The sequence below is a fragment of the Pseudomonas mucidolens genome (genome assembly GCF_900106045.1).
Lineage (GTDB): Bacteria > Pseudomonadota > Gammaproteobacteria > Pseudomonadales > Pseudomonadaceae > Aquipseudomonas > Aquipseudomonas mucidolens.
On the sequence record NZ_LT629802.1, the window covers coordinates 681,993 to 703,689 of the forward strand.

The following is a 21,697-nucleotide window of genomic DNA, read 5'->3' on the forward strand; positions in this document are numbered from 1 at the left end:
GTTGCTGCGGCAACGGACATGCACTTCGACTCGACTTCGCGGCAATCCTCAGAGTGCCACTTTCTCCGGCATCGGCAAATGACTTGTCCCCAGCACCGCGGGTAAGATGCCCGCCCTTAAATCATTGCCGCTTGGCTGCTGGTACAGGCTCAAGCCAAATTCCGGCAGCACCGCCAGCAGGTAATCGAAGATATCGCCTTGGATGCGCTCGTAGTCAGCCCACACCGTGGTACGGGTAAAGCAGTAGATTTCCAGCGGAACACCTTGGGCAGAGGTTTGCATCTGGCGGACCATGCAGGTCATATTGGGCTGGATGTCCGGATGGCTTTTCAGATAAGCCAGGGCGTAGGCACGGAAGGTGCCCAGATTGGTCATGCGCCGACGGTTCGCCGATAGCTGCGCACTGTGGCCCTGAGCCTCGTTCCAGGCTTTCAACTCCGCCTGCTTGCGGCTGATGTAGTCGGTCAGCAGATGGACCTGGGTCATGCGCGCTTCTTCGTCATCGCTCAGAAAACGCACGCCGGCCGCATCGATATACACGCTGCGTTTGATCCGCCGCCCGCCCGAGGCTTGCATGCCACGCCAATTCTTGAAGGACTCGGACATCAGGCGCCACGTAGGAATGGAGACGATGGTCTTGTCAAAATTCTGCACCTTGACGGTGTGCAGAGTGATGTCGACCACATCGCCACTGGCACCGACTTGGGGCATCTCGATCCAGTCACCCACGCGTAGCATATCGTTACTGGTCAATTGCACGCTGGCGACAAATGACAGCAGGGTGTCCTTATAGACCAACAGAATTACCGCCGACATGGCACCCAGGCCAGACAGTAGCAGTAACGGCGAACGGTCGATCAAGGTCGCGACGATGATGATGGCGCCAAATATGAACAGCACCATTTTTGCCAGCTGCACGTAACCCTTGATCGAGCGCGTGCGGGCATGTTCGGTGCGTGCGTAGATATCCAGCAAGGCGTTGAGCACCGCGCCCAAGACCAGCACCTGGAACAGAATAGTGAACGCCAGGGCCACATTGCCAATGAACAGCGCGCTGGTCTTGCCCAGTCCCGGTACTAGATGCAGGCCGAACTGAATCACCAGTGACGGGGTCATTTGCGCCAGCCGGTGGAAGACTTTGTTGTGCCGCAGGTCATTGAGCCAATGCAGCGCGGGTTGGCGGCCGAGCAATTTAACGGCGTGGAGGATAAGGTAACGTGCCACCCGACCGACAATCAGCGCCACCACCAGCAACACCAGCAGAGCCAGGCTTGAATGCAGCAGCGGGTGTTGGTCCAGGGCGCCCCAGAGGTCCTGGATGTTGAGCCAGAGCTGTTTGATATCCATGGATAAACGCAATTCTTCTGTAAGACATGATGGGGCAATTAGAGCACTGAAGTGCTGCAAAGTTGTGGTTGTAGACAAATTCCCTCACAAAAAACCATCCGATTGTCATTGTTCGCGTAAAGAAACTCGGCCTCGGCGCCCGAAACCGTTACCCTATGCAGCTGATTTTTTGTATTTCTTCGAGGTAGCACCCGTGTTTTCCCAATTCGCCCTGCACGAACGCCTGCTCAAAGCCGTGGCCGAGCTTAAATTTGTCGAGCCTACGCCTGTGCAAGCAGCGGCCATCCCGCTCGCGCTGGAAGGGCGTGACCTGCGGGTGACGGCTCAAACCGGGAGCGGCAAGACCGCCGCTTTCGTGCTGCCCATCCTCAATCGCCTGATCGGCCCGGCAAAAGTCCGTGTCAGCATCAAGACCCTGATCCTGCTGCCTACCCGCGAGCTGGCCCAGCAGACCCTGAAGGAAGTGGAGCGCTTTTCGCAGTTCACCTTCATCAAGGCCGGCCTGATTACCGGCGGCGAAGACTTCAAGGTCCAGGCGGCCATGCTGCGCAAGGTGCCGGACATCCTGATCGGTACGCCCGGCCGGATGATCGAGCAACTGAACGCCGGCAACCTCGATCTCAAGGAAGTCGAAGTGTTGGTGCTCGACGAAGCCGACCGCATGCTCGACATGGGCTTTGCCGACGATGTGCAGCGCCTGGTGGAAGAATGCGTCAACCGCCAGCAGACCATGTTGTTCTCCGCCACCACTGGCGGTTCGACCTTGCGCGAGATGGTCGCCAAGGTCCTGAACAACCCGGAACACTTGCAGGTCAATAATGTCAGCGATCTGAATGCGACCACGCGCCAGCAGATCGTCACCGCCGACCACAATGTGCACAAGGAACAGATTCTCAATTGGTTGCTGGCCAATGAGACCTACCAGAAGGCCATTGTCTTCACCAACACCCGGGCCATGGCCGACCGTATCTACGGTCGTCTGGTGGCGCAGGAGTACAAGGCGTTTGTCTTGCACGGTGAGAAAGACCAGAAGGACCGCAAGCTGGCCATCGACCGCCTGAAACAGGGAGGCGTGAAGATCCTGGTAGCGACCGACGTGGCTGCGCGTGGTCTCGACGTGGATGGTCTGGATATGGTGATCAACTTCGACATGCCGCGCAGCGGCGACGAATACGTGCACCGTATCGGGCGTACCGGCCGCGCCGGCAACGATGGCCTGGCCATCTCGTTGATCTGCCATGGCGACTGGAACCTGATGTCGAGCATCGAGCGCTACCTGAAGCAATCCTTCGAGCGCCGCACCATCAAGGAAGTCAAAGGCACCTACACCGGACCGAAGAAGGTCAAGGCGTCGGGCAAGGCGGTTGGCGTCAAGAAGAAAAAGGTCGATGCCAAGGGCGACAAGAAAAAGGCCGGCGGCAAATCGCCGACCAAGCGCAAGATTGCCAATCGGCCGAAAACCGACAACCTGTCGCTGGTCAGCAAGGATGGCATGGCGCCGCTCAAGCGCCGCAAGCCGGAAGCACCGGCTGCCGAGTAATACCGGCAGGCCCCAAAAAAACCGGACAATGTCCGGTTTTTTTATGCGTTCACTTCCGGGTTTCGGCGGCGGCTTCTTTCAACTCTTTCAGCCGGGCATCGATCAGCTGACATTTGTCAGGAAACTTCGCGCTTTCGGTGTCCAGGTCCATTTGCTGCAGCTCCTCGTTGATTTCCTTGGCTTTGGTCGGATTCTGCTGGGTGAGTGTGGTGACTTCCTTGGCCAGCTGCTCACGCTTGATCGTGGCTTCTTCCGGGGTGCAGGCCCAGGCGGGCAGGGCGCCGAGCAGGGCTGCGGCGACAGCCAGTTGCACTAGGGTTTTCATCGTTCAAATCTCCGTGGCGGTGATAGTCGGTTGAGGGCGCGGGCTGGCAGAAAGTTCAGTGCGATGACGTCCGTCCACCCGGCTGAACGGCGCCAGACCCCGTGTGTCACAACCTTTGAAAGGGCAACGTATCGGTGTGCCTAAAGGAGGAATCAGGATGACGACTTACAACTGGGATTTGATCGAACGCCTGCTGCACGAAGTGCAGAACGGCGAGGGCAGCTTTGCCCCACGTAAATATGCCGAGCAGGAAGCGGCTGACAAGGGCGCGGCCGATGAGCCGACCGGCAATCTGGATGCGCTGAAAAAGACCGCCGCGGATTACGAAGCATTGTTATTGAGGCGTGGGTTTATCGAGTCTCGCCCTGAGGAAGACGGTGGCAATGGGGAGAACTTTATCCTGACTCCCCTCGGTGCGCAGTTGCTGGCACTGATTGACAGCTCCATTCCAGGCAATGATCACCCGCGACAGGTGCTGGATGAACAGGTGGATGCGCTGGATCCGACGACGTTTGCGCAGGTGGCGTCCAAGGCTGCGATTGCCTGAAGGCCCGTGGCGTGCGCTTGCGGTTAGCCGTTTACGGGCGTGGCGCCTTTCAGGCATTGGAGTGCCTGAAAGTCGCTGCGCACGTTACTGATCCGTTGCGTCAGTTTCTGGCGTTGCTGCACGCTACTTTCAGCCATTAGTTCGACCAACAGGCTACGGGCCCAGGCTTCGGTGCGAGCGTAGGCTCGGCGATAGTCCGCGGTCCACAGGCTTTCGCGATCCACCAGCAGTTGCTCCATCCTGCGCGGGAAATCACTGCTGGCGCGTTGTTGCACCGCGGCAATGAACTGCGACTGCCAATGGGCACGATTGCCGATCCATTCCCGATTCTGCGCGCCCAGGGCGACCGACCAGGCGGTGATACGATTTTGCTGGCTGGCGCTTAATGGGCCCAGCCAGCTTTCCAGGCGTTTGCTCATGCGTTCGGCACGTTTTTGTATCTGCTGTTCCAGCGGGGGATCAAGGTATTCGTGCTGACGTTTGCGCAGGTCTTTGGCCAGCGCTTCGCTCATCTCTCGGACTTGTTGAGCGTCCAGGCTGCGCAGCAACTCGATGGCTGACGGGGTGATTTCGCGGGCGACTGCGGCGATGGCTTGTTTGGCTTCGGCGGTGCGGGTTTGAAGCGCCGCGTCGGTCACCTGATTGCCTGCGACCATCTGCTGCAGGCGGTCAAGCCAGTCCAGATAGCCGGGTAATTGGGTGGTGCAGTGCCAGGCCAGGTGATCCTCGAGTGTGTCGTTGAACCAGCTCTTTTGCCCGGCGTTCATGTCCAGGTAGTCGTCGAGGGTCCACGGAATGATCAAGTCGAGGTTGCGGTAGGCCAGGCCTACGCGGTTGCAGCCGGCGAGCACGATGCTCAGGATCAGTACGACCATCAGGAGGTTTAACCGACGCAACATAGGCGAATCCTTGCGCAGACGTGATTAGTTCATCCGAACTCGCCAGGGACGCAACAGTTCAGTCCGTTAATAAAACGACCGCTCGGCCTTCAGGGTCAACAGACCATCACATTGCGAATTGTGTCCGGAGTAAGCGGAACAGTTGCTACCGCTGAGGCTTGAATCGCTGTAGATCAGGTCCAGGTCAATGCCCTGCCAGGGCCGGGAAAATTTCACCGACCAATCGCTGAAACTGCGAATGGAGCCATCTTCCACCGATACCGGGCTGCCCAATTGATGGGTGGTGTATTGCATGCTGAGGCCGATACCGAAGGGTTGGGTGCCGCCGAGGTCGGCGAACAGCGTACTGTCCCGGCGATCCGGGTCATTGCCCAGCGACACGCCGAAGCGATTGCCCAGAACGGTCAGACCGCCGTAGAAGGCCTGGCTGTCGAGTGGGCTCAGCTTGGGATAACTGTATTGAATCATCCCCAGTTCATAGCCCAGGGTCTGATCGAATGGCCGCTTGAAGCCCAGGTAGGAGTCGACCTCGAGTTTACTCGCGGGAGAGAGACCCATGCTGGGAGAAAATTGGCCGAAGTACAGGCCGCTGGCATGGGAAAGATCGAGACCGCCATGGAACGAATTACTGCCGGGGGAGGTGGGTTGTACCAGGCCGTGGGCCATGCTGCGGCTGGGGGTGGTGCCCAACTTCAAGTCGAAATCGCCCCATTCACGCTGGAAAACCTGCGCTTCGGCAAGTGGGCTGGCGAGCAGGGCGCTGACCAGGAAAATGCAGGGCTTTAGCACGCTTCACTCCATTAAAAGCGAGGAGCTGTAACAGGGGGACCAGGCAGATGCCCGTTCTAGACGTGTGCAAGCATACCGACGAAAGCCAGGAGTTGAGGCCCGTTCGTCGATTGGTGCACTGCAGGATAAGTCAGGAAGGGTGTTGCGGGCTCTAGTCCTAGCGCTTTGGAAGGCAAAGCGCTTAGGGACCAGGTGTTATGCGCACGCGGTATTTTTCAGCTTACTTTTTGCCCAGAGTGATCTGCTTGGACGGGCCGAATGTCTGGCCGCTCACGCCTTTGGCAATTTGCTGGATTTCACCGCCGGACTTCAGGAAGGCAGCAATTTGGCTGTTGATCGATTCGCTGGTTTCAACGGCGGGAGCTGGCTTTGCTTTGCTATTGGATGCTTTTACGCGCATGGCGGCCACTAACCTATAGAAAATTAACTTGGCCAAGCATCGTACATGAAATGCTTGACAATTGCTTGGTAAATATCCTCCGGGAATAAACCGCGCAGTTTAGGTACGCTCGGTTTGATAGTTGGAATAACCTGCCTAACTCTCTGTTTTAAATGGGAACGCCACGATAAAAAAGCGCAGCTGGAACTGCCGGAACCCGGCCAGTTGACCTGACGAGCGGGATGCTTGCGGAAAACGGGCTGGGCTCCCACGATTTTTCAGCGCCACGTGCCTGGACAGGGGACCGCTGCCGCCAAGTCGGGTAGAATGTCGCCCACGCAATGAGGGTATTGGAAATGGCTTTAGTCGGGCGCTACAACAGTTTGCAAGTGGTTAAACACACTAACTTTGGTTTGTACCTTGATGGTGCGCAAGATGGCGAAATTCTCTTGCCGAACCGTTATATTCCCAAAGATATTCCCAGTGAAGATGAAGACTGGCTTAACGTTTTTATTTATCTGGACAGCGATGACAAACTTATCGCCACCACTGAAAAACCGAAAGTCCAGGTGGGTGAGTTTGCCAGCCTGAAAGTAGTTGAAGTCAACAGCATCGGCGTATTCCTCGACTGGGGGTTGCCCAAGGACCTGTTGCTGCCCTACTCCGAGGAAAAACGCCAACTGACGGCTGGTGAATACTGCGTGGTGCATGTTTACCTCGATAAACACACCAGGCGTATCACCGCCACCGCGCGCCTCGATCGCTACCTGGACAAGACCCCGGCCAATTACACCGTAGGCCAGGAAGTCGATTTGCTGGTGGCCGAAGCCACCGATATGGGCTTCAAGGCCATTATCAACAACAAGCACTGGGGCTTGATCCACAAGAACGAAGTGTTCAAGTTTCTGCGGCCAGGCAAGGAAGAGAAGGGCTATATCAAAGAGATTCGTGCCGACGGCAACATCAGCCTGAGTCTGCAACCGGTGGGCGAACAAGCCGCCTCCAGCCTGAACTCGAAGATCCTCGCCAAGTTGCGTGATAACAACGGTACTTTGCCGGTCAGCGACAAGAGCGATCCGGCGCTGATCAGCAGTCTGTTTGGCGTCAGCAAGGGCAACTTCAAGAAGGCCATTGGCGCCCTTTACAAGCAAGGCCAGATCGTGATTCATGCAGACCGCATTGAACTAAGCTGAGGGCGCGTGCGGGCGCATATTTGCTCCTGCACAAGCTCCGCGCCTTCAGCTAAAGGCGAACAACCTCTTGTGGCAAGGATGAACAGCCTCTTGTGGCGAGGGGGCTTGTCCCCCGTTGGGCTGCGCAGCAGCCCCAAAAAGCCTCCGCGGTCCTTCTGTCTAAACTGGGGGGACAGGTTTGGGGGCTGCTGCGCAGCCCAACGGGGGACAAGCCCACTCGCCACGGAGTGCGGGGCTTCAGGACTGTTGTCTGCGCTGCTGGGTAGTGGAAGGTGTGCCGCGTTACTGGCTGACGCAGTTTTTGCCCGCAGTTACCGCTCGCCTGGGACGTAGCAACAGGGTGCCGGCCAGCAACAGGCCGCTGGCGGCGAATAGCAATGCTGGTTGCAAGCCGCCGCTGAGGTGGCTGCTCAACGACGCCAGCAACGGTCCGCTCAGTTGACCCACGGCAAAACAGGCGGTCAGCAGGCCGGTGCTGCGTTGCGTGCCGTGGGGCGCAACTTCGCGCAAACGCTGCATGACCAGTTGCATGCACGCCAGGAACGGCAACCCGCAAAGCAAGACACCCAACGCCAATCCCGCGGCATTGCCCAGCAAACAGGCGAAAACGCCGGCTGCTTGCATCCACAAGGTTGCCATCAGCCAATAACCTGTGGTGTCGGGATTTGGTTTGCGCAGGCTGACCAGCAACACGCCGAGCGCCGCAGCCAGGCCGAAGCAGGGCCAGAACAGATCCGCTTGCCAGGCGCCCTTGAACTGGGCGTTGGCCATTTGCGACAGAAAGGTCGCGGGAATGATGTAGCCCAAACCATAGAGTACATAAATCCAGCCCAGGTGCGCGATGCTGCCATTGGCGCGCATGTCTGCCATGGGCGATGGTACGGTGCCCACTGGAGGGCGTGGCAGGAACGGCAAAATCGCCAGCAACATCAGCAGCGCCACCAGGCCGTATACCAACCACAGGGTTGCGGAGTTTTGTCCCAGCAGGTTGGAGCCCAATGCCAACAATCCTGTCAGAAGAATTCCCAATCCAGGCCCGGCAAATACCAATGCACCCCATCTTGGTCGTCCCGCCGCAATGGCCAGCGGTTGGCTCAAACCGGTGATCATCACCAGCGCCCAGGCGCTGGCCACACCTGTACCAAAGCGCAGGAGCAGATGCGCCCAGAATCCTTCGGCCCAGAACGACGCCAAGGTCAGCAACACGCACAGCCACAATCCGCCGAGCATTCGTCCGCGTACATGGTGATGGCTGCGAGCGAACATCGAGTCCACCGCACCCACGAAATACCCCAGGTAATTGGCCGCTGCAATCAGCCCAGCATCAGTCAAGTCGATCTGACCTTCACCGATCAAATGGGGCATCTGTGGGGTGAGGGCGAAGCGGCCGATGCCCATGGCCATCATCAGCGCGATAAAACAGGCGAGCAAGCGAATACCGGGAGACATGAACGAATTCCAACAGGAATGATGTTTCTCAGGCTAAGGTGGATTGGCTTTCAGTAAAATTGAATAATACTGAGGAAGTTGTTCATGTTAGGAGAAGGTCATGGAGTTCAGCCAGCTGCGTATTTTCCAGGCGATTGCCGAGGAAGGTTCCATCACCCGCGCTGCGGAGCGTCTGCACCGGGTACCGTCGAACCTGTCGACCCGGCTCAAGCAAATGGAGGCGCAATTAGGTGTCGAGTTGTTTGTGCGCGAACGCCAGCGCCTGCAACTGTCTCCGGCCGGCAAGGTGTTGCTCGATTACAGTACGCGCCTGCTCGCCCTGCATGAGGAGGCCCATGGCGCTGTTCAGGGCGGGCAACCGGCCGGGGATTTTGTGCTGGGCAGCATGTACAGCACGGCTGCGATCCACTTGCCGAAGTTGCTGGCGCGTTATCACAAAGCCTATCCGATGGTGAACCTGCAAGTGCAGTCGGCCCCCAGTGGCGAATTGCTCGAAGGACTGATCAGCGGGCGCCTGGATGCGGCCTTGGTTGACGGGCCGTTGTCGCTGGCGACGCTGGACGGTGTGCCGCTGTGCGAAGAACGACTGCTGTTGATTTGCGAGGCCGACCATCCGCCGGTCCGTGGTCCGCAGGATGTGGCCGGGCGCTCGGTGTTCACCTTCCGACGCAGTTGTTCCTATCGCGCGCGCCTGGAAGCCTGGTTTTCCCACGACCGCGTCGCCATGGGGCGCGCCATCGAGATTGAGTCCTACCAAGGCATGCTGGCGTGTGTCATTGCCGGTTCCGGCGTGGCGCTGATGTCCGAATCGATGCTCGACAGCCTGCCGGGCAAAGACAGCGTTTCGGTGCATCCCTTGGCCGAACCGTTCGCCCACGCCACCACCTGGCTGATGTGGCGCAAGGGCATGCTTGGGGCTAATCTCAATGCGTGGATTGACCTGCAGCAAAAACGCGAGACACCGCCTGTGCAGGATACGCGGGTGATTGCTTGATCGGTTCGTCAGGAGCTGTATCAATTCAGTAATAGTTCGTTGTGGTTTCAAGCAAGCATTACGTGAGACTTCGTACTATTATCTGTAGGAAGCGGCCACAGAACTCCAGTCGCTCAGCATTACCCTCAAAGGGGGCAACCATGAAAGAGAAACTGCAAAACTGGCTGCATGACCTCGGCGTCGCACTTGGCTTGATCGAGCCACCGCTGCAACCGGTGCCCATCCGCACCGATGACGAGCAGCGCCGTCCGCGTCGCAGGTAAGTCCCGGAAAGCGCTCAAACATCAATGTTTGAGCGCGGTCAGCGGATATTTCGTCTCTGCATCACGGCGAATCGGCTGTGTCGGTGGGGTGCTTGCGCGATTGCTTCACACCCCCCCCCTCAACCCTGACCCGATTCGAGAACCCTATGCCCAGACCCCAATGCCCGCGCTGCGTGCGGCCGGCCACTCGCTGTCTGTGTTCGCTGATCCCGAGCCTCGACAGTCGTACCCGCGTTCTGTTGCTGCAGCATCCGAGTGAGGTCAGGCATGCGCTCAACACTGCGCGCTTCGCCGCGTTGGGGTTGCTGAACGCGCAGTTGGTGGTAGGCGAGGTGTTCGAGGATTTGCAGGCGCTGTTGCATCCGCCGGGGTATCAGACCCGCTTGCTGTTTCCCGCCGAAGAGGCGCAGCCGTTACAGGCTTACACAGGATCCGACGCGCCGCTGCTGTTGGTGGTCCCGGACGGCACTTGGCGTAAGGCGCGTAAACTGCTCCACCTCAATCCCTTGCTCGCGGCGTTGCCCAGAGTGACCTTGGCCACGGGCGCCATATCCCGCTATCGACTGCGCAAGGCGCCAGGGCCAGGCGCATTGTCGACGGTGGAGGCGATTGTGCAAGCGCTGCAGGTGCTGGAGGCGCCGGCCTCATTCGAGCCGTTGCTGCGGCCGTTCGACGCGCTGATCGAGGGGCAGGTTGCGGCGATGGGGGAAGAGACTTTTCAGAAAAATCATGCGGACATCAACGGGAAGTTGAACGGTCATTCGTAGCAGGTGGATACGGTGTGAGGCTCGCAAGTGAGTCGATCGTCTAAGCGCCAATACGAACGATCGACTCACCACCCTCGGTTATCTGCCTGGAAAATCGTGATCGTTACGCAGAAACCAGTCGTGAATAGGCAATAGCTTTTCGGGCACCTGTTTTTAGGATTTCACTGTTGTCTTGCTCATCGCATGGACGGTAAAGGTAAAAGCTGTCACTGCCGTCCGGCAGTGTCTTGTGCATCATCTGGATGCCGACTCCCTTCAACAGAATGCTGGACTCGAGTAATACCTTTCTCGCGTCGTCAACGTTGTCGCATTTGAAAAAAGTCTCGACGCGCTTGCTCAACTCAAGCAGCACCAGGGAAAAATCCCGATTATCACTGTACTGCCTGAAGTCCGAGGTGGAGGCATGAATCGCCTTGTTTCCTGATGCCGCGAGGTCGACGATGGGCGTGCGTAAATCCCACAGAATCCCGTCATAACCTTGAAACCCGTTCCCTTCCACGAGCGCTCGCAAGTTATCCATCGCGTTGTTTTGATAGGTGGCGTTTGGATCTTTGAGAGAGAAGTCTTCTTTCATGTTCTGCTTGCCGAACAGATCGGCTGTCTTGATACCTGGAGCAATGTTTATTCCGCTCAGACCTCGTCGTTCTGCTTCGGTTTTCAGCTCCTTGAGCGCCTTATGTTTGAACGAGCAGAAAATGATGTTTTCAGGGGTGAGTTTATCGGTCTGTCCTTTGCCTTCGGCAACCAGGTCGAGCATCGAGGACACGGCGGTAGCGTCTTTGAGCTCTATGTTGAGGATGATCGGATGTTTGCCATAGCGCGTCAGCGTCTGATTGGCGTCGTTCACCAGCGCGATCACTTCGGACAACATCGGTGTTGTTTCGCCATGGGGACCAATCGGGATATGCCTGAGCTCATCGGCAGTCTTCTGCCCGACCAGGTAGGTCGCCTTGGTTTCGCTCGCCGGCAGCCTGGACCCGTTGCGGTCAGCGTTGTACGCGTTGCGCCAGATCTCATCGTCATGGGTGACCATGACTTTGCCGTCCCTGGATTTGAAAATATCAATCTCGATCGCATCGGCACCCTGGAGGATTGCTGCCTTGATGGCTTGCAGGCTGTTTTCCGGCTGGAGCCTGTCAGGAAACGTTGAGCCGAACACGCTGGTGGGACCGGTGCCGCGGTGGGCCACGAGCATCAACCGGTGCCCGGTACGTTCCTTCAGCAGTTCACTGTGCGCTCTTGACTGCAGCATCTGTCTTACTTCCATCGGGGCCAGGCGGGTCAGGCAACTCTCTGTGTTGAGCGTGGATTCGACGGGCTGTCGCAAGAGACGTGTGGTCGCGTAAGGGCTAAGGTCGGACGAGGTATTGAGGCTATACACAGGATTTCCTTTTAAAACAGAAAATGTCCTTGCTGAGTGAAGGGCGTGCATACGCGGATTACCGTCTCCCGGGATTGAACAGGTAGGATCTGGGGTTATCACTCGTGGTCCATTGCATGCCCATCGTTGAGTGGAGCCACTGTAAGCGTTGGTTCCTTGCAAGAGGATATGTCCGCAAGTACGTTCGCTACCTTGATAGCCATACTCCATATAGCCATACCGCATAAGGACCGCACTTTGCGTGATATGGCGCGCTGGCGTTTGCCGGTATGATGGGCACCCCCGCAGTCTGGATTGCGAATACGCCATGACCTTGCAGTACCCAACCATCGCCGATTGCGTCGGCAACACACCGCTGGTCCGCTTGCAACGCATGGCGGGTGACACCAGTAATACTTTGCTGCTCAAGCTTGAGGGCAACAACCCGGCGGGTTCGGTCAAGGATCGTCCGGCGCTGTCGATGATTACCCGCGCCGAGTTGCGTGGGCAGATCAAGCCCGGCGATACCCTGATTGAAGCCACCTCGGGTAATACCGGGATTGCCCTGGCCATGGCCGCGGCGATCAAGGGTTACAAGATGATCCTGATCATGCCCGACAACGGCAGCGCCGAGCGCAAGGCGGCGATGACCGCCTATGGCGCCGAATTGGTCCTGGTTTCCCAGGAGGAAGGCATGGAAGGCGCGCGCGACCTCGCCGAGCGCATGGCCGCCGAGGGCCGCGGTCAAGTGCTGGATCAGTTTGCCAACGGGGACAATCCCGAGGCGCATTACACCGGCACCGGTCCCGAGATCTGGCGCCAGACCCAGGGCACGATTACCCACTTCGTCAGCTCCATGGGCACCACCGGCACCATCATGGGCAACTCCCGCTACCTCAAGGAGCAGAATCCGGCGATCCAGATCGTTGGCTTGCAGCCTATGGAGGGTGCGTCGATTCCCGGGATTCGTCGTTGGCCCGAAGAGTATCTGCCGAAGATCTATAACGCGACCCGCGTGGACCGCATTATTGATATGGCCCAGCGGGAAGCCGAGGACACCACGCGTCGCCTGGCCCGTGAAGAAGGCATTTTCTGCGGTGTGTCTTCCGGTGGCGCCGTGGCCGGGATGTTGCGCCTGTCCCAGGAAGTTGAAAACGCGGTGATCGTGGCGATCATCTGTGACCGAGGCGACCGTTATCTGTCGACCGGCATTTTCGACGCGCCTAACTGATGGCCAAGCAAGAGAGAGGCCTGCGCTTCCAACCAGCGGGCGGTAGCCGGGCGCCACAAATCCCCGTAGGCAAAAAACAGCGCCTGAGCATCGAGCGCCTGGCCAACGACGGGCGCGGCATTGTGTTCTTCGAGGGCCGCACCTGGTTTGTCGTGGGCGCGCTGGCCGGTGAAGAAGTCGAGGCGCGGGTGTTGGGTGCCCATGGCAAAGTCGTCGAGGCACGCACCGAGCGGGTGTTCAAGGCCAGCGCACTGCGGCGCGCGACGCCTTGCGCACACGCGGGCCGCTGTGGTGGTTGCAGCCTGCAACACTTGCCCCACAACGAACAGCTCGCTCTGAAACAGCGCATGTTGGCCGAGCAGTTGTCCCGAGTCGCCGGTATCGAACCCCAGGAATGGGCCGCGCCGTTGAGCGGGCCGGAATTCGGCTATCGCCGCCGGGCCCGGGTCGCCGTGCGTTGGGATGCCAAGGCCAGGCACCTTGACGTCGGCTTCCGGGCCGTCGCCAGTCAGGACATCGTCGCCATCGACGATTGCCCGGTACTGGTACAGGCCTTGCAACCGATCATGCAACGTTTGCCGAACATGCTGCGGCGCCTCGGCAAACCTCAGGCGCTGGGCCATGTGGAACTGTTCAGCGGGTCGTCGATTGCCCTGCTACTGCGGCACATGGCGCCGCTGTCTGACGCGGACCTGGTGATCCTGAACGAATTCTGCACCTTCCATGATGCCCAACTGTGGCTGCATGGCGAAGGCGAGCCGCAACCCTTCGCTCCAGATCAGGCCTTGGGTTATCGCCTTGAACAGTGGGATCTGGAGCTGGCGTATCGGCCCGGGGACTTTGTGCAGGTCAACGCCGGCGTTAACGAGGCGATGGTCGCCCAGGCGCTCGAGTGGTTGGCGCTGAAATCCGATGAGCGGGTGCTGGATCTGTTTTGTGGCTTGGGCAACTTTGCCTTGCCGCTGGCCCGCCAGGTACGCGAAGTCGTTGCGGTTGAAGGTGTGCAGGCGATGGTGGCGCGGGCGGCGCAGAATGCGCTCAGCAACAATTTGCCCAATGTGCAGTTTTTCCAGGCTGACTTGTCTCAGACTTTGACTGATGCGGAATGGGCCAAAGCGGGCTTTTCTGCGGTACTCTTGGACCCACCCCGCGATGGTGCCCTGGAGGTTGTGCGCAAGCTCGCCACTCTGGGGGCCGATCGCCTGGTATATGTGTCCTGCAATCCAGCCACGCTGGCGCGGGACACAGTCGAGTTGGTCAAGCAAGGCTACCGGCTAAAGCGTGCCGGGATCCTCGATATGTTTCCGCAAACGGCCCATGTCGAGGCGATGGCGTTATTTGAAGCGAGCTAGGACGCTCGTTTAGTCCGACTGGCCTGCGTTTCCAGGGCCTGTGACCTGTGTACAAAGGTCAGATTTTGACGCGCTGCAGGCGCGTCGTAGGGAAGGTAAGCAAGATGGTACAGGTGAGAGCACACCAGCCGATCAATACTGACGGCAGTATCAATCTCGAGGCATGGCTGGATCATGCCGTCAGTGTCGATCCGGCACTGGACCGTGAAGCCTTGAAAGCAGCCTGCGAGTTCGCTCGTGAGTCTGAACAGCAAGACAATGCGGCCAAGAATCTGTGGGCCGAGGGTACATCCAGTTTTCATACGGGGCTGGAGATCGCCGAAATTCTCGCCGACCTCAAGCTCGATCAGGATTCGCTGATCGCCGCGGTGCTCTATCGCGGCGTGCGCGAGGGGCATATTGCGTTGCCGCTGGTCAGCCAGCGTTTCGGCGCCGTGGTGGCCAAGCTGATCGATGGCGTGTTGCGCATGGCCGCGATCAGTGCCAGCCTCAGTCCGCGCCAATCGATAGTGCTGGGCACCCAGGGCCAGGTGGAAAACCTGCGCAAGATGCTGGTGGCGATGGTCGACGACGTGCGCGTCGCGCTGATCAAGTTGGCCGAGCGCACCTGCGCGATTCGTGCGGTGAAAACCGCCGATGACGAAAAGCGCAACCGGGTTGCCCGCGAAGTGTTCGATATCTACGCGCCCCTGGCTCACCGCCTGGGTATCGGTCATATCAAGTGGGAGCTGGAGGACTTGTCCTTCCGTTACCTGGAACCCGACCAGTACAAACAGATTGCGACCCTGCTGCATGAGCGGCGGCTGGACCGTGAGCGCTTTATCAGCGATGTAATGGGCCAGTTACGTTCGGAGTTGCAGGCCACCGGTGTCGAGGCCGACATCAGCGGGCGGGCCAAGCACATCTATTCCATCTGGCGCAAAATGCAGCGCAAGGGCCTGGCGTTCAGCCAGATCTACGATGTGCGCGCGGTTCGGGTGCTGGTGCCGGAAATGCGCGATTGCTACACCGCCCTGGGTATCGTTCACACGCTGTGGCGGCATATTCCCAAGGAGTTCGACGATTACATCGCCAACCCCAAGGAAAACGGATATCGCTCGCTGCATACCGCCGTGATTGGCCCCGAGGGCAAGGTACTGGAAGTACAGATCCGCACCCACGCCATGCACGAAGAGGCTGAGCTGGGCGTATGCGCGCATTGGCGCTACAAGGGCACCGACGTCAAGGCTGGTTCCAACCAATACGAAGAGAAAATCTCCTGGTTGCGCCAAGTGCTGGAGTGGCATGAAGAGCTGGGCGATATCGGCGGTCTGGCCGAACAGTTGCGGGTGGATATCGAACCCGACCGGGTCTACATTTTCACCCCTGACGGCCATGCAATCGATTTACCCAAAGGCGCCACGCCGCTGGACTTTGCCTATCGCGTCCACACCGAGATCGGCCACAACTGCCGTGGCGCCAAGATCAACGGGCGGATCGTGCCGCTCAACTACAGCCTGCAGACGGGTGAGCAGGTCGAGATCATCACCAGCAAGCACGGCACGCCGAGTCGCGACTGGTTGAACCCGAACCTGGGCTACATCACCACATCGCGCGCGCGGGCCAAGATCGTCCATTGGTTCAAGTTGCAGGCCCGCGATCAGAACGTCGCCGCCGGCAAGACCTTGCTCGAGCGCGAGCTGGGACGTCTGGGCTTGCCTCAGGTGGACTTCGACAAGCTGGCCGAAAAGGCCAACATGAAAATCGCCGAAGACATGTTCGCCGCCCTTGGGGCAGGCGACCTGCGCCTCGCGCAACTGGTCAACCTGGCCCAGCAACTGGTGGAGCCGGAGCGTGGTTCCGAACAACTGGAGCTGATTCCACGCAAGGCCACCGGCTACAAGCCGGGCAAGCGCGGCGATATTCAGATCCAGGGTGTCGGCAACCTGATGACACAAATGGCCGGCTGCTGCCAGCCATTGCCGGGAGACGCGATTGTCGGCTACATCACTCAAGGTCGCGGGGTGAGCATTCACCGCCAGGATTGTGCCTCGGTGTTGCAATTGGGCGGACGTGAGCCAGAGCGGATCATCCAGGTCAGTTGGGGGCCGGTGCCGGTGTTGACCTACCCGGTGGACATCATCATCCGCGCCTACGATCGTTCGGGCCTGCTGCGCGACGTGTCGCAAGTGCTGCTTAACGAGCGGATCAACGTGCTGGCGGTCAACACCCGCTCGAACAAGGAGGACAACACGGCGTTGATGTCCCTGACCATCGAGATTCCCGGATTGGACGCGCTGGGGCGGTTGCTGGGGCGGATTTCCCAGTTGCCGAACATCATTGAGACGCGGCGTAACCGCACGCCATGAGCCACTGGATGAGCGCGGTCCCACAATCGCAATGCCGTTCAATTAAGGCTTTTGTGTAGGGTAGGAGCGAGCTTGCTCGCGAAGAACTCATAGGCGCCGTGTTGATCCAGGAAACACGCGTTATCGTTGACGTTTTTCGCGAGCAAGGGCTAGGCGCCCCCTCGCTCCTACAGTGGTCGCTATTTGCTTAACTCCCACATCGGGCTTTGGACAAAAACTGATGTATTCACTTGAAGACCTGTTGCACCTGATGAACCGCCTGCGCGATCCGCAATACGGTTGCCCGTGGGACATCAAGCAAACCTATGCGAGCATCGTCCCGCACACCCTGGAAGAAGCCTACGAAGTCGCCGATGCCATTGAGCGGGGGGATTTTGATCACCTGCAAGGTGAGTTGGGTGACCTGTTGTTTCAGGTGGTCTATTACAGCCAGTTGGCGCGGGAAGAAGGGCGCTTCGAGTTTGCCGGGGTGATCGACAGTATTACCCGCAAGCTGATTCGCCGACATCCCCATGTGTTCCCCACTGGCGATCTGTACGCGCCGCTGGACATTCCGCAGTTGAGTGAGGAGCAGGTCAAGGAGCGTTGGGAGCAGATCAAGGCCGAGGAGCGTGCGGAAAAATCCGACGCCCCGCAGCAATTGTCCCTGCTCGATGACGTTCCCAGTGCTTTACCGGCGTTATCCCGCGCCGCCAAGTTGCAAAAGCGTGCAGGGCAAGTCGGTTTCGACTGGCCGTCGGCTTTGCCGGTGGTGGATAACGTGCGCGAAGAGCTGGATGAAGTGCTCGAGGCCATGGCGGATAACGACTCTGCGGCGATTGCCGATGAAGTCGGTGACCTGTTGTTTGCAGCGGTCAACCTGGCCCGCCACCTCAAGGTCGACCCGGAAGCCGCCTTGCGGGGTGCCAATGCCAAATTCGAAAGACGCTTTCGATTTATCGAACAGGCATTGCGCGAGACCCGTCGTCCCATAGAAGATTGCACCCTCGAAGAGTTGGACGCCCTGTGGGGTGAAGCCAAACGTCAGGAAAAGAACCTGTCCAACTGCGATTGAGCAGTTGCCTAAGTGAGTAAGCACCATGAGCATTTCCCTTCGCGACCAGTTGCTCAAAGCAGGCCTGGTCAATCAGAAGCAGGCCAAGCAGGTCGGCAAAGAAAAGCAGAAGCAGCAACGCCTGGTCCACAAAGGCCAAGCGCAGGCGGATGATACCCAGCAGCGTTTGGCCCAGGAAGCGCAGGCCGAGAAGATCAAGCGCGATCAGGAACTCAACCGTCAGCAGCAGGAAAAGGCCGAGGCCAAGGCTCGTGCGGCGCAGGTCAAGCAATTGATCGAAAGTTCGCGGTTACCCAAACTGACCACCGAGGATTACTACAACTTTGTCGACGACAAAAAGGTCAAGCGCTTGTCGGTCAACACGTTGATGCGCAACAAACTGAGCAATGGCTCACTGGCTATCGTCCATCACGGCGGCAGCTATGAAGTCATTCCCCGTGAGGCTGCATTGAAAATCCAGGAGCGGGCGCCTGAACGTATTGTGCAACTGAATATTCTTGCCGAGGTTCAGGTGCCGGATGAAGACGATCCGTACGCCGCTTACCAGATCCCTGACGATCTGATGTGGTAAGCCTCTTGTAGCGAGGGCGCTTGTCCTGTGGCGAGGGGGCTTGTCCCCCGTTGGGCTGCGTAGCAGCCCCAATCGCTATACACCGCATTGTTCCAGAAAGAACTCAGTGACTCTTTTCAGGGCCGCTTCGCGCCCCAACGGGGGACAAGCCCCCTCGCCACAGGACAAGCCCCTCGCCACAGACAAACTCCCTAACCACTGGGTGTGTTCAGGCGCTTTGTGCCTGGCGTTTCATCTCAAGCGTTTCCAGCTCGTTCTTATAGTTCTGAGCGTCGCTCTCGTTATGAAACATGCCGACCAGCAGGTCTTGTTGGTGTACATCCCAGATGTGAATCCCATGGCCCAGCGCTTCGTGGGGCATATGTGCATCGTCGCGTTCAGTTACTTTTACAGTCATCTGCTTGCTCCAATCTCTGGTTGATCTGCGGCAAGGCGTCGCAGGCCTTTGTTATAGGGTTTGTGGGTTTGCTGAGTAAATAACCAGGATTTGCAACAGACCTTTACAGAATTACCAACAGTTCTACAGGCCCCATAAATTGCGACATTGCGTCGCAGGTTGCTGAGTTTCATGACAAAAGTTTCATGTTGGTGGTGTGAGCGTGATGAACGTTCGGGCGAAAAAAAGCCCCGCATTCAGCGAGGCTCTTTCAAGCGTTCAACGATCAGCTGCCTTTCACGGGCTTGCCGTCGACCGTACCTTCCAACAGCATGATGTTGTATTCCTTGCCGTCGGTCTCGACCTGTTGCAGGCGAACCAGCAGGTGGTCCCAGTCCTTGGCAAACCACATCACCGTGGTGCGTTTGCTTTGAGTCGGGTCACGTACCCGCTCAACCTTGATCGCATCGATCTGGCCAGCCTTGGTATCGACTTTCTCCGCACCCAGCACGCGGAAGTCGTAGGTATCGACTTCGCCGTCATCGACCACCTGGTAGCTCATGGTTTTCTTGCCAGCGGCTACATCGTGCTGCAATGCCAACTGGTAAGTGGACTTGTCGACCATGCCACGGTTCAGCGGGATCTTCACCGCATCGCCACGATCAGTGCCGGTGACCATTTTGGTGGTCCAGTCGAAATCCAGGTCGGCTTTCTTGGCTTTGCCGAGGCCGCCACGTTCAAAGTGGTAGGACTGTGGCAGAAAGGTGTCTTTGTCCAGGGTCAACGTGCTTTCTTCGGTCAGGCTGGCAATCATCATCGAAGCCTTGAAGCTGAGCTTCCAGGCACCGCTGGCGGTTTTTTCCAGGCTGCGCGAAGCGGTGCCGCTCATGGGCAGCTGTTTCCAGTCGGCAGTGTAGCTGGCGGAGAAGGGCTGAAGGTCCGCTGCTTGCACGGCTGGCAAGGCAAACAGAGCAAAAGCGAAGAGCAGGGCGCGACGCATAAAATCTCCTAGGTTCGAATCAAGTGGCCGCTGGCCGCAAGTAACTGACCGTCCAATAATGCACCTTGGTCGCCAAGAATCAACCGTCCCTCGGCGAACCAGCGAACAGCCAGCGGGTAAATCCTGTGTTCCTGGGTGTGAACCCGTTGGGCAAGGGTGTGTGCAGAGTCCGCAGACTCTACCGGAATCACTGCCTGTACGACCAGAGGCCCGCCATCGAGTTCCTCGGTGACGAAGTGTACGCTGCAGCCATGCTCCGTATCACCGGCCTCAAGGGCGCGTTGATGAGTATGTAACCCTTTATATTTGGGCAGCAGGGAAGGGTGGATATTCAGCAGGCGTCCCTGGTAATGACGCACGAAATCAGCGCTGAGAATACGCATGAAACCAGCCAGTACCACGAGTTTGGGGTCGAACGCATCGATCAGTTCGATCAAGGCTGCATCGAAAGCTTCGCGACCGTCGAACACCTTGTGGTCCAGCGTACGGGTATCGATACCCGCGTCTTTGGCGCGCTGCAGGCCGTAGGCATCGCTGCGGTTGGAAATCACCGCAGCGACACGCACCGGGCTGTCGCCGGTGCGAGTGCTGTCGATCAGGGCCTGCAAGTTACTGCCGGTGCCGGAGAGCAGCACCACGACATTACAGGTCGGGGACATCAGTGTGCCTTGAGGTTCTTCAGTTCAACCTGGGCCGCGCCCTCGGCAGCGCTAGCGATCTGGCCGATCACCCATGGCTGCTCGCCGGCTTCACGCAGCACGTTCAGCGCAGTTTCAACGTGCTCTTGAGCGACGCAGATCACCATGCCCACGCCGCAGTTCAGCACGCGGTGCATTTCGGTTTCGTTGACGTTGCCTTGTTCTTGCAGCCAATCGAACACGGCAGGACGCTGCCAACTGGCGACGTCGACGATCGCCTGGCTGCCTTTTGGCAATACGCGCGGGATGTTGTCCAGCAGGCCGCCACCGGTGATGTGAGCCATCGCCTTGACCGCGCCGGTGTCTTTGATCAGCTTGAGCAACGGCTTGACGTAGATGCGGGTCGGGGCCATCAGCAGATCGGTCAGTGGCTTGCCGTCGAGCTGGATGTTCTCGATGTCGGCGCCGGACACTTCGATGATCTTGCGGATCAGCGAGTAACCGTTGGAGTGCGGCCCGGACGATGGCAGGGCGAGCAGGGCGTCGCCAGCGGCAACCTTGGAGCCGTCGATGATTTCGGCTTTTTCCACGACGCCGACGCAAAAGCCGGCCAGGTCGTAGTCTTCGCCTTCGTACATGCCTGGCATTTCAGCGGTTTCACCGCCAACCAGCGAGCAACCGGAGAGTTCACAGCCCGCGCCGATGCCGGTCACGACCTGGGTCGCAGTCTCGACGTTGAGCTTGCCGGTGGCATAGTAGTCCAGGAAGAACAACGGCTCGGCACCGCAGACCACCAGGTCGTTGACGCACATGGCCACCAGATCGATGCCGATGCTGTCGTGCTTGTTCAGGTTCAGTGCCAGGCGCAGCTTGGTGCCCACACCGTCGGTGCCGGAAACCAGGACAGGCTGCTTGTAACCGGCCGGGATCTCACAGAGGGCGCCGAAACCGCCCAGGCCGCCCATGACTTCGGGGCGCGCAGTGCGCTTGGCGACGCTCTTGATGCGTTCGACCAATGCTTCACCGGCGTCGATGTCTACACCGGCGTCCTTGTAGCTCAGGGAGGGTTGCTTGCTCATGATCCAGGCCTTTAGGGGGGATTCAGGGGTAACGACCGAGCTGGCGGGGGCTTTCGTGAAAACCCAGCCGATGACGGTCTGCGAAGGCGCGCGATTTTATCAGGCTTGAGGGGCAGCGGCCATCCTCGGGCCGACGGGCAGAGGCATATGGTGGTAAAAAAATCTTAATCGACGCCACAATGACCCGTATTAAGGT

At 58.7% G+C, this 21,697-nt stretch carries 22 protein-coding genes; 11 read left to right on the forward strand and 11 right to left on the reverse strand.

Features of this window, described 5'->3' with window-relative positions; translation table 11 throughout:
• Positions 1-48: 48 nt before the first annotated feature.
• Positions 49-1,347, reverse strand: a complete 1,299-nt coding sequence (locus tag BLU75_RS03395) for a mechanosensitive ion channel family protein (RefSeq protein WP_084379428.1) — start codon at positions 1,345-1,347, stop codon at positions 49-51.
• A gap of 193 nt (positions 1,348-1,540) precedes the next feature.
• Here BLU75_RS03395 and BLU75_RS03400 point away from each other — a divergent pair, with 193 nt between their 5' ends.
• Complete coding sequence (locus BLU75_RS03400) at positions 1,541-2,887, forward strand: DEAD/DEAH box helicase (RefSeq protein WP_084379427.1); 1,347 nt, start codon at positions 1,541-1,543, stop codon at positions 2,885-2,887.
• Between the two features lie 49 nt (positions 2,888-2,936).
• Here the strand turns inward: BLU75_RS03400 and BLU75_RS03405 are convergent, their stop codons facing one another.
• Positions 2,937-3,212: a hypothetical protein gene (locus BLU75_RS03405; RefSeq protein ID WP_084379426.1), complete on the reverse strand. Its 276-nt coding sequence runs from the start codon at positions 3,210-3,212 to the stop codon at positions 2,937-2,939.
• A gap of 157 nt (positions 3,213-3,369) precedes the next feature.
• On the opposite strand from BLU75_RS03405, the gene BLU75_RS03410 reads away from it, so the two are divergent.
• A complete protein-coding gene (locus BLU75_RS03410; protein ID WP_090221371.1) occupies positions 3,370-3,759 on the forward strand; it encodes a transcriptional regulator in 390 nt (129 codons plus the stop codon).
• Between the two features lie 23 nt (positions 3,760-3,782).
• On the opposite strand, the gene BLU75_RS03415 is transcribed toward BLU75_RS03410, so the two are convergent.
• The 3 genes from BLU75_RS03415 to BLU75_RS03425 all read right to left on the reverse strand — a co-directional run bounded on the left by BLU75_RS03415 (position 3,783) and on the right by BLU75_RS03425 (position 5,847).
• Complete coding sequence (locus BLU75_RS03415; RefSeq protein WP_084379424.1) at positions 3,783-4,658, reverse strand: DUF6279 family lipoprotein; 876 nt, start codon at positions 4,656-4,658, stop codon at positions 3,783-3,785.
• A 66-nt stretch (positions 4,659-4,724) separates the two neighbouring features.
• Positions 4,725-5,447, reverse strand: a complete 723-nt coding sequence (locus BLU75_RS03420) for a TorF family putative porin (RefSeq protein WP_084379423.1) — start codon at positions 5,445-5,447, stop codon at positions 4,725-4,727.
• Between the two features lie 220 nt (positions 5,448-5,667).
• Complete coding sequence (locus BLU75_RS03425) at positions 5,668-5,847, reverse strand: hypothetical protein (RefSeq protein ID WP_034146402.1); 180 nt, start codon at positions 5,845-5,847, stop codon at positions 5,668-5,670.
• A 335-nt stretch (positions 5,848-6,182) separates the two neighbouring features.
• Here BLU75_RS03425 and BLU75_RS03430 point away from each other — a divergent pair, with 335 nt between their 5' ends.
• Positions 6,183-7,019: a CvfB family protein gene (locus tag BLU75_RS03430; RefSeq protein WP_084379422.1), complete on the forward strand. Its 837-nt coding sequence runs from the start codon at positions 6,183-6,185 to the stop codon at positions 7,017-7,019.
• 282 nt (positions 7,020-7,301) lie between these two features.
• On the opposite strand, the gene BLU75_RS03435 is transcribed toward BLU75_RS03430, so the two are convergent.
• Positions 7,302-8,468, reverse strand: a complete 1,167-nt coding sequence (locus tag BLU75_RS03435) for a YbfB/YjiJ family MFS transporter (RefSeq protein WP_084379421.1) — start codon at positions 8,466-8,468, stop codon at positions 7,302-7,304.
• A gap of 100 nt (positions 8,469-8,568) precedes the next feature.
• Here BLU75_RS03435 and ptrR point away from each other — a divergent pair, with 100 nt between their 5' ends.
• The 3 genes from ptrR (at position 8,569) to BLU75_RS03445 (ending at position 10,492) form a co-directional block, all read left to right on the forward strand.
• On the forward strand, positions 8,569-9,462 hold the full coding sequence (gene ptrR / locus BLU75_RS03440) for a putrescine utilization regulator PtrR (RefSeq protein WP_084379420.1): 894 nt from the start codon (positions 8,569-8,571) through the stop codon (positions 9,460-9,462).
• 140 nt (positions 9,463-9,602) lie between these two features.
• The gene (locus BLU75_RS28085) at positions 9,603-9,725 is read left to right on the forward strand and encodes a PA1414 family protein (protein ID WP_003210728.1); all 123 of its coding nucleotides are present in this window, start codon (positions 9,603-9,605) and stop codon (positions 9,723-9,725) included.
• 146 nt (positions 9,726-9,871) lie between these two features.
• Positions 9,872-10,492: a tRNA-uridine aminocarboxypropyltransferase gene (locus BLU75_RS03445; RefSeq protein ID WP_084379419.1), complete on the forward strand. Its 621-nt coding sequence runs from the start codon at positions 9,872-9,874 to the stop codon at positions 10,490-10,492.
• Positions 10,493-10,595: 103 nt separating this feature from the next.
• Here the strand turns inward: BLU75_RS03445 and BLU75_RS03450 are convergent, their stop codons facing one another.
• Complete coding sequence (locus tag BLU75_RS03450; protein ID WP_157720751.1) at positions 10,596-11,924, reverse strand: glycerophosphodiester phosphodiesterase; 1,329 nt, start codon at positions 11,922-11,924, stop codon at positions 10,596-10,598.
• Between the two features lie 256 nt (positions 11,925-12,180).
• Here BLU75_RS03450 and cysM point away from each other — a divergent pair, with 256 nt between their 5' ends.
• From cysM to BLU75_RS03475, 5 genes are all read left to right on the forward strand, one after another.
• Complete coding sequence (cysM, locus tag BLU75_RS03455) at positions 12,181-13,083, forward strand: cysteine synthase CysM (protein ID WP_084379417.1); 903 nt, start codon at positions 12,181-12,183, stop codon at positions 13,081-13,083.
• Entirely contained in the window at positions 13,083-14,435 is a 1,353-nt protein-coding gene (rlmD, locus tag BLU75_RS03460; RefSeq protein ID WP_084379416.1) for a 23S rRNA (uracil(1939)-C(5))-methyltransferase RlmD, read from the forward strand. The genes cysM and rlmD overlap by 1 nt, the downstream gene beginning before the upstream one ends.
• A gap of 104 nt (positions 14,436-14,539) precedes the next feature.
• Positions 14,540-16,783, forward strand: coding sequence for a GTP diphosphokinase (relA, locus tag BLU75_RS03465; RefSeq protein ID WP_084379415.1), 2,244 nt, complete (start codon positions 14,540-14,542; stop codon positions 16,781-16,783).
• 220 nt (positions 16,784-17,003) lie between these two features.
• Positions 17,004-17,837, forward strand: coding sequence for a nucleoside triphosphate pyrophosphohydrolase (gene mazG / locus BLU75_RS03470; protein ID WP_084379414.1), 834 nt, complete (start codon positions 17,004-17,006; stop codon positions 17,835-17,837).
• 25 nt (positions 17,838-17,862) lie between these two features.
• Positions 17,863-18,408: a DUF2058 domain-containing protein gene (locus tag BLU75_RS03475; protein ID WP_084379413.1), complete on the forward strand. Its 546-nt coding sequence runs from the start codon at positions 17,863-17,865 to the stop codon at positions 18,406-18,408.
• Positions 18,409-18,616: 208 nt separating this feature from the next.
• Here the strand turns inward: BLU75_RS03475 and BLU75_RS03480 are convergent, their stop codons facing one another.
• The 4 genes from BLU75_RS03480 to purM all read right to left on the reverse strand — a co-directional run bounded on the left by BLU75_RS03480 (position 18,617) and on the right by purM (position 21,501).
• Complete coding sequence (locus tag BLU75_RS03480) at positions 18,617-18,805, reverse strand: hypothetical protein (RefSeq protein WP_084379412.1); 189 nt, start codon at positions 18,803-18,805, stop codon at positions 18,617-18,619.
• A 265-nt stretch (positions 18,806-19,070) separates the two neighbouring features.
• Positions 19,071-19,784, reverse strand: a complete 714-nt coding sequence (locus BLU75_RS03485) for a DUF3108 domain-containing protein (RefSeq protein ID WP_084379411.1) — start codon at positions 19,782-19,784, stop codon at positions 19,071-19,073.
• Between the two features lie 8 nt (positions 19,785-19,792).
• Entirely contained in the window at positions 19,793-20,443 is a 651-nt protein-coding gene (gene purN / locus BLU75_RS03490) for a phosphoribosylglycinamide formyltransferase (RefSeq protein WP_084379410.1), read from the reverse strand.
• Positions 20,443-21,501, reverse strand: a complete 1,059-nt coding sequence (purM, locus tag BLU75_RS03495; protein ID WP_084379409.1) for a phosphoribosylformylglycinamidine cyclo-ligase — start codon at positions 21,499-21,501, stop codon at positions 20,443-20,445. The genes purN and purM overlap by 1 nt, the downstream gene beginning before the upstream one ends.
• Positions 21,502-21,697 lie beyond the last annotated feature (196 nt).